The following is a 6,865-nucleotide window of genomic DNA, read 5'->3' as shown; positions in this document are numbered from 1 at the left end:
ATGATATTTACTAAATATAGCAGGGCTCCCAAAAAATGCATATCGTACTTGAAGATAGTATGCTGTTTTCAAAGTGTATATTGAGTTAACGTTGTATGCATTTTTTGGGAAGTTGGCTATATATAGAACTGTTCCACGTGAAACCGCAGCTATTTATCCGTGTATCCTTGTTTTTTAATATCAGTTATCGCCTCTAAATAAATATTGCTATATTGTTTCCAAGTGGTTAGCTTGCTTTTAGGTAAAGGATGATAAGAGGGAAGCTTGACTGTCATGGGATCATAGGGAATGCCTTCAATTCGCACTTCATAGTGTAAATGTGCGCCAGTAGAAATACCACTGTTACCTAATTTTGCAATAAATTGCCCACGTTTAACGCGCTGTCCAGTGCTGACATCAATGGCAGAAAGGTGTCCGTATCTCGTTTCATAGCCATTATTATGGTTGACGATAACCAATCTTCCATAGCCATTTTGCCAACCTGCGAAAGTCACTATGCCATCGCCAGTACTGGCAATAGGCGTGCCATAAGAACCTTTTAAGTCAACGCCTTCATGTGGACGAATCCGATGAGTAATAGGATGACGGCGATGTAAGTCAAAAGGAGAGGTGATACGAGTGTATGCAAATGGGACACGATCCATTGCTAGGTCTGGCGCGTTACCATCTATATCATAGTATTCCATTTCTCCATCTACTTCGTAGCTAAATAAAGTCCATTTGTTTGTACGAACAGCTAGAATTTTACTGTTAATAGGGCTAATTTCGCCTTTATTTATATAATCGTTATAAAGAATTTCTACGTAGTTAAAGCTTCCTAATAAACGTTTTTTTAATGGTAAAAGCTGCTGCATTAATGTGGGATTGATAGAGCGATTTTGTAACACTTGCCAAGCGTTAGTAGCTTTTCCAATTCGATAGAGTTTTTTTTCAAAGTAAGAACTTTTTTGTTCTTTGGTTTTAGGTTCTTCTATTTGCGGAGAAGTAGAGGTTTCAATTTGTGCGGAAGAAGTGCTAGAAGATTCTAGTGATGCTGATGTCGTTTCTGATGAAGAATAAGCTGGGAGAGTGTCTTTAGGTGAAGTTTGTGCTTGCGAAGACGCAGATGGCGGTAAGGCTTTTTTTTTTATCGGCGTCAATTGGTGTATGAGTTTTGGAGGCTTTTGTATCTGATGGAACCTCACTAGGGATGAGTGTTTGTTCAGGGATTAGAGATTGTTCATCGCTTGCGGTATCATGCTCAGATTGGGGCGGACTTAGCGTTGTTTCCGGATAAGGGTAATACAAATAGAAAATGATTCCTCCTGTCGCCAGTAGGAATACCCAAGGTAAAAACCGTTTGATAACGCGGTCTGCGTGATATTTTAATCGTTGCATAAAAAGCGTTTTGCTGTGGAAACAGCGTATTTTATCTATTTTAGCAGGAAGATATATGAATAATCCGTTGGACAAGCAATTGTCAGTCATCCGTCGTGGTACAGAAGACTTTATTGGTGAGGCTGAATTAGTTGAGCGTCTTAAGTCTGGAAAGACGTTAAGAATTAAATTGGGCATGGATCCTACCGCGCCTGACTTACATTTGGGACATACAGTAGTCTTGAATAAATTGCGTCAGTTTCAAGACTTAGGACATCAAGTCATTTTCTTGGTTGGCGACTTTACCGCGCAGATTGGTGACCCTTCTGGAAAAAATGCCACTCGTCCACCGTTAACGAAAGAGCAAGTGTTAGCGAATGCTGAAACGTATAAAGAGCAAGTATTTAAAATTCTTGACCCTGCAAAAACGGAAATCCGCTTTAATTCCGAATGGATGGATAAGATGAGCGCGGTGGATATGGTGAAATTAACGGCGAAATATACCGTTGCGCGGATGCTAGAGCGCGATGATTTCCATAAACGCTATAGCGAAGGGCGTCCTATCGCAGTTCATGAATTTTTGTATCCGCTAACACAAGCTTATGATTCTGTCGCATTAGAAGCCGATGTGGAACTAGGAGGAACAGACCAGAAATTTAATTTATTGGTGGGGCGAGATATTCAAAGGGAATATGGTTTAGCTGCGCAAAGTGTTATTACCATGCCAATTTTAGAAGGATTGGATGGGGTGAATAAAATGAGTAAATCGCTTGGTAACTATGTCGGGATTTTTGAGCCAGCAAATGAAATGTTTGGCAAGATTATGTCGATATCCGATACCTTAATGTGGCGGTGGTTTACTTTATTATCTTTCCGCTCTTTGGAAGAAATAGATGCGTTAAAAGCAGAAGCGGAAGCAGGTCGCAATCCTCGTGATATTAAGTTTGAGTTGGCACAAGAATTGGTAGCACGTTTCCATGATGAAGCTGCTGCCGAGTCAGCAAAAGAAGCCTTTATTAATCGCTTTGCAAAAAATGAAATTCCAGAAGATTTAGAAGAAATCAATTTATCTATTGAAGACGAAAATATTGGAATTGCGCATTTGCTAAAAAATGCAGGTTTAGTAGAAAGCACGTCAGAAGCCCTACGAATGATTAAGCAGGGGGCGGTTAAAATTGATGGCGAAAAAGTTGAAGATAAAAACTTACAATTATCTAGCGGTTTTTCTGGCATTGTGCAGGTAGGTAAACGACGCATGGCAAAGGTGAGCGTATCATGAAAAAACTGCTCATTTTTGGGCTTATCGCAGTTGGGCAGATGATGAGCGCATCTGCCCAATTATTGCCAGAACCGGTTTCAGCCCAACCCAAAACAGAGATAGATACGCCACTGCCATTTAGTGTGAGCGATTTATTTTCAAAATATCAATCGAGAATTTTCCAAATCCGCGTTATCAATGAGGCAACTGGACAAAAAACATCTATTGGTTCAGGCTTTATTGTTGGTGATGGTAGCTTATTAGCGACAAATTATCACGTCGTTTCAGATGCTGTTCAAAAAGACAATCATCGTTTAGAGTATGTCGATAATGAAGACCATACCGGACCTCTGACCTTAATGGATGTTGATGTTATCCATGATTTGGCAGTCGTAAAAGCGGATCATCAGTTAGGTGAACCGTTTACATTAGATAGCATTCCGCCACAAGGAGCACCGCTATATGCTTTGGGTAATCCACATGATTTAGGCTTTGTGATTGTAGATGGCATCAATAACGGTTTATTAAAGAAATCAGCACAAGCTAGAATTCTATTTTCTGGGGCATTAAATGGTGGGATGAGTGGCGGGCCTACGCTTAATCAAGCAGGAAAAGTCGTTGGTGTTAACGTTTCTTACTTGACCAGTGGTAACAATATTAGCTTCATTGTTCCTGCTCAATATCTGATAAGTTTAATTGAAAAAGCCGAAAAAGGTCCTTCAGACATTAATGCTTCTATCAGCGAACAGCTTTTTTCAGATAATGAAAATTACTATCGCGCGGCGCTTTCTCGCTCTTGGCAAACGGAAAAAATGAGTAATTTTATTGTGCCATTGGCAATGAGCGATGATGTACGCTGTTGGGACAGTTCCCCTGATGCAGATGTTGATGATTTAGTCGGTGCGGAATCAGTTAGCTGTTTTAATGACCGTTCTACCTTTATTAACAGCGATGTTAGCATCGGTGAGTTTGGATATTCTTACACGCATTACTACACTCGCGAACCTTTATTTGATGCTCGCTTTTATCGCATTTATAGCAAAGGTTACTCTATGCGTTTTAGCCGTCGTCCACAAAGAGACTATGGCGATTTTGTTTGCGAAGCAGACTTTGTCACGATTGCAGGCAAACCTTTTAAAACAACTTTATGTCGTCAACCCAGTAAACATTTTGAAAAAGATGGCGAAACCATCGACGATATGCGTTTAATTGCTGCTCAGATTGGTGAATCACAAGAAGGCTTTATGATAGAAATTGCGCTCAACGGTGTGCAAACAAATCTAGGTAAAGCGGTTATGAAACATTTATTGGAACAAGTACAATGGCAGAAATCAGAATAGAAACCAAAGATGCGGTATATGAGCCGCAGACATTTCCCATTCGTATTGGGCGGGCGGTAGATAACGATATTATGATTCGTGCAGTTGGCGTGTCAGACTATCATGCCATTATTGAAAATGGTGCAGAAGGTTTGGAAATTCGCAATCTGCATGAAGCGCATATCAATGGAAAAAAAATTAGAAGTAGGGCATTGCTAAGAGAAAATAGCTTTTTGACCCTTGGCACGGCAACATTGCGATTATGGCTAAACCCTAAAGCAAAAATGCCTAATCCAGCGCGTGCTGCAAAATGGAAAATCTTTACGCATCCGGTGATGGCAATTATGTGGTTTATTCTTGCAATCGCCTTACCTTTATGGACAGATTTTTTACAAACAGACGTTCGCTATGTGCTGAATTGGCGTCTGATTTTCTTTAGTGTCTTATTTATCTTAGGACTGGTTTGGATTATTCATTCAATGTTACTACCCGTCGCAAGGCGATATCTGGTTATTCCCATCGTTGGGATTGTATCAGCGCTTTCTTTCTTAAGCGACTTGTCTGATCAAGCGGCCTATTGGTTTGATTTCCAATATAGCTTTGGATGGACAGATACCTTATTCTTGATTTTAGTGGCAGCGATTTTTCTTTACGTCTTTAGAGCATTTTTAAGAGACTTTATTCCACTGGGTGGGAGACTTTTAAACCGTTGTACCATTGCTGTCGCTTTACCCTGTCTGCTACTGTTGCTATATAGCTATTTACAAAGCAATAACTTTTTCTCTCAACGTCCTGGAAGTTTCCCAAGCTATCATCGTGGTTTGCTTAAAAATATTGCGCCATTAACGACACCCAAAAGTATTGATGCGTTTCTTTCGGTTGAAAAAACCAATCAAAAAAAAGAAAACAATTAGAATGAATGTATGTTAACGGATGTTTTTTAAAAATGTGATATATTATCAACATAAACCTAGCAAGGAGATGCAACATGCAAATCAATATTGGAATGACAGACGCTCAACGTAAAGCCATTGCAGATGGACTTTCAAAATTACTAGCTGATTCTTATAGTCTTTACATTAAAACACATAATTATCATTGGAACGTAACTGGTCCTCAGTTTAATGCGCTTCATACCATGTTTGAAGAACAATATACTGAACTTGCAACCGCAATTGATGAAATTGCAGAGCGTATTCGTGCTTTAGGACATCTAGCACCAGGCTCATACAAAGAATTTTCTGAGCTAACTAGTATTAAAGATGGTAATAAAACTTTAAGCGCAGAAGAAATGGTAAAAGACCTAATTGAAGGACAAGAAACCGTTGCTCGTACTTGTCGTAGTATTTTCCCTGATGTTGACGAAGCCAGCGATGAACCAACAGCTGATTTATTGACGGTTCGTATGCAAACTCATGAAAAAACAGCATGGATGTTACGTGCGATGATTAGTGAATAAAGGTTCGTTTGATGATAAGCCCCTCTCATGAGGGGCTTTTTATTTACCTAGATTTTCTCTCGTTATATAGTGAAAGGCTACTAGAATAGTTACAGTATTAAGATAGATGAATAAAATAAACACATGTACTATTACTGGAATAGCGATCTAATTTCTGTGACTTTTTTATTAGCCTTTGACTATAGCTAAATGTCTTTAACTGGCATACAGAGACCTTTACAAAAAACATAAAATAGAGAAATTTCAATTTTTTAAATTTTGAAAACATATTAAAATCATAGTGTTAATCTTTCTACTAGTAGCGAAAATTAGTATAAAACGGAATTTTGCAAAGGTCTCATACAGCGTTAGCTCGTTTTGCCGTACTGAGTTGGCTGTCTGTGCTTCGTCAGTTTGTATCAAGCTAAACCCAATCATCTATAGCTAGACTCCTTTAACTATAGTCAAATCACTTATAATCCAATCTATCCAAAGCAGATATAAAGAACAACTTGTAGTAGAATTATTGGTAGTTGTTTGAAAAGTATGCTAAACATACTCTTACAAAAAATACTTCTTTTAACATATTGATATTCAAATATTTAACTGTCATTGGATTATTTGATAATATTCCAGCATACTTTTCAAACCACTACCCATAATTCATATGCGCTCCTACTCAATATAATGAAAAGCTACTAGAATAGTTACAGTGTTAAGATAGATGAATAAAGTAAGCACACATACTATTACTTGGAATAGCGATCTAATTTTTGTGACTCTTTTATTGGCCTTTTACTATAGATTTTAGAAGAAAAGTCATATAAAAACTGGCAGAAGAATATTCGGTTCGTCAGGTAGCCAAAAATTTTGATATTCATTTCATCACCGTTCAGAAGTGAAAAATTAGAGATTGCCTTGAATCCAGTAAAAGAATCTCCTATAGCCAACTTTCTAAAAAATGCATATATAGTGCAATCATCTAAAACCCAACCCAATCCAAAGCAGATAAAAGAATAAAGTATCAATACAATCCATCCGCCATTCTTTGCGGATTTGCTTAATCCAAGCCCACATCTTTTCAATAGGATTTAAGTCTGGACTATAAGGGGGTAACCAAACTATCTCATGCCCATGCTCTTCAATGATTGCTTGAATATCACTGCGTTTATGAAAAGCGGCATTGTCCATGACAATTACACTGTTTTTAGGTAACTCAGGTAACAGTGCTTCTCTCACCCAATGAGAGAAAATATCGCTGTTAATAGAACCATCATATAAGCGTAAGGCAAACAATTCTCCATTGATAATGGCTCCAATCGCATTGCTCTGGTTCTTTAAATGCCAGTTATCACTTCCATGACAAACTTCTCCTTTTGTGCTGTAGCCATAAGGTCTATGAGCAAAGGTTTTAAAACCACATTCATCAAGATAGACTATCGGTTTGTCTTGAGCGGTCTTATCTACTATTTGTYCTTGAAAGTGCTCTCTTTT

The 6,865-nt window shown here is 38.3% G+C and carries 7 protein-coding genes; 4 read left to right on the top strand and 3 right to left on the bottom strand.

Annotation, left to right across the window (positions count from 1 at the left end; genetic code table 11):
• Positions 1-149: 149 nt before the first annotated feature.
• Both A5N85_RS06305 and A5N85_RS15100 read right to left on the bottom strand, forming a co-directional pair.
• Positions 150-1,139: a M23 family metallopeptidase gene (locus A5N85_RS06305; protein ID WP_072576475.1), complete on the bottom strand. Its 990-nt coding sequence runs from the start codon at positions 1,137-1,139 to the stop codon at positions 150-152.
• Positions 1,075-1,377 (bottom strand): hypothetical protein, encoded by a 303-nt coding sequence (locus tag A5N85_RS15100; RefSeq protein WP_143143204.1) that lies wholly within the window; start codon positions 1,375-1,377, stop codon positions 1,075-1,077. Before A5N85_RS15100 ends, A5N85_RS06305 begins: the two co-directional genes overlap by 65 nt.
• Positions 1,378-1,432: 55 nt before the next feature.
• On the opposite strand from A5N85_RS15100, the gene tyrS reads away from it, so the two are divergent.
• The 4 genes from tyrS to A5N85_RS06285 all read left to right on the top strand — a co-directional run bounded on the left by tyrS (position 1,433) and on the right by A5N85_RS06285 (position 5,392).
• Positions 1,433-2,635: a tyrosine--tRNA ligase gene (tyrS, locus tag A5N85_RS06300; RefSeq protein WP_072576474.1), complete on the top strand. Its 1,203-nt coding sequence runs from the start codon at positions 1,433-1,435 to the stop codon at positions 2,633-2,635.
• Positions 2,632-3,954 (top strand): S1 family peptidase, encoded by a 1,323-nt coding sequence (locus A5N85_RS06295; RefSeq protein WP_072576473.1) that lies wholly within the window; start codon positions 2,632-2,634, stop codon positions 3,952-3,954. The genes tyrS and A5N85_RS06295 overlap by 4 nt, the downstream gene beginning before the upstream one ends.
• Positions 3,936-4,847 carry an FHA domain-containing protein gene (locus tag A5N85_RS06290; RefSeq protein WP_072576472.1) on the top strand — a complete coding sequence of 304 codons (912 nt, stop codon included), beginning with the start codon at positions 3,936-3,938 and terminating at the stop codon, positions 4,845-4,847. Before A5N85_RS06295 ends, A5N85_RS06290 begins: the two co-directional genes overlap by 19 nt.
• Before the next feature lie 74 nt (positions 4,848-4,921).
• Positions 4,922-5,392: a Dps family protein gene (locus A5N85_RS06285; RefSeq protein ID WP_072576471.1), complete on the top strand. Its 471-nt coding sequence runs from the start codon at positions 4,922-4,924 to the stop codon at positions 5,390-5,392.
• Positions 5,393-6,349: 957 nt separating this feature from the next.
• On the opposite strand, the gene A5N85_RS06280 is transcribed toward A5N85_RS06285, so the two are convergent.
• Positions 6,350-6,865, bottom strand: a 516-nt coding sequence (locus A5N85_RS06280; RefSeq protein WP_143143203.1) for an IS630 family transposase, incomplete at its 5' end; no start/stop codon positions are given.

The sequence above is a fragment of the Suttonella ornithocola genome (assembly GCF_001889065.1).
Taxonomy (GTDB): Bacteria; Pseudomonadota; Gammaproteobacteria; order Cardiobacteriales; family Cardiobacteriaceae; genus Suttonella_A; species Suttonella_A ornithocola.
The sequence above is the reverse complement of the archived record's forward strand: the minus strand, read 5'-3'. Positions and strand labels throughout refer to the sequence as shown.

What these genes read in the sequence shown, in the direction of transcription:
- A5N85_RS06295 (WP_072576473.1), top strand. Translation starts at nt 2,632, where the DNA reads ATGAAAAAACTGCTCATTTTTGGGCTTATCGCAGTTGGGCAGATGATG.
- A5N85_RS06285 (WP_072576471.1), top strand. Translation starts at nt 4,922, where the DNA reads ATGCAAATCAATATTGGAATGACAGACGCTCAACGTAAAGCCATTGCA.
- tyrS (WP_072576474.1), top strand. Translation starts at nt 1,433, where the DNA reads ATGAATAATCCGTTGGACAAGCAATTGTCAGTCATCCGTCGTGGTACA.
- A5N85_RS06290 (WP_072576472.1), top strand. Translation starts at nt 3,936, where the DNA reads ATGGCAGAAATCAGAATAGAAACCAAAGATGCGGTATATGAGCCGCAG.
- A5N85_RS15100 (WP_143143204.1), bottom strand. Translation starts at nt 1,377, where the DNA reads ATGCAACGATTAAAATATCACGCAGACCGCGTTATCAAACGGTTTTTA.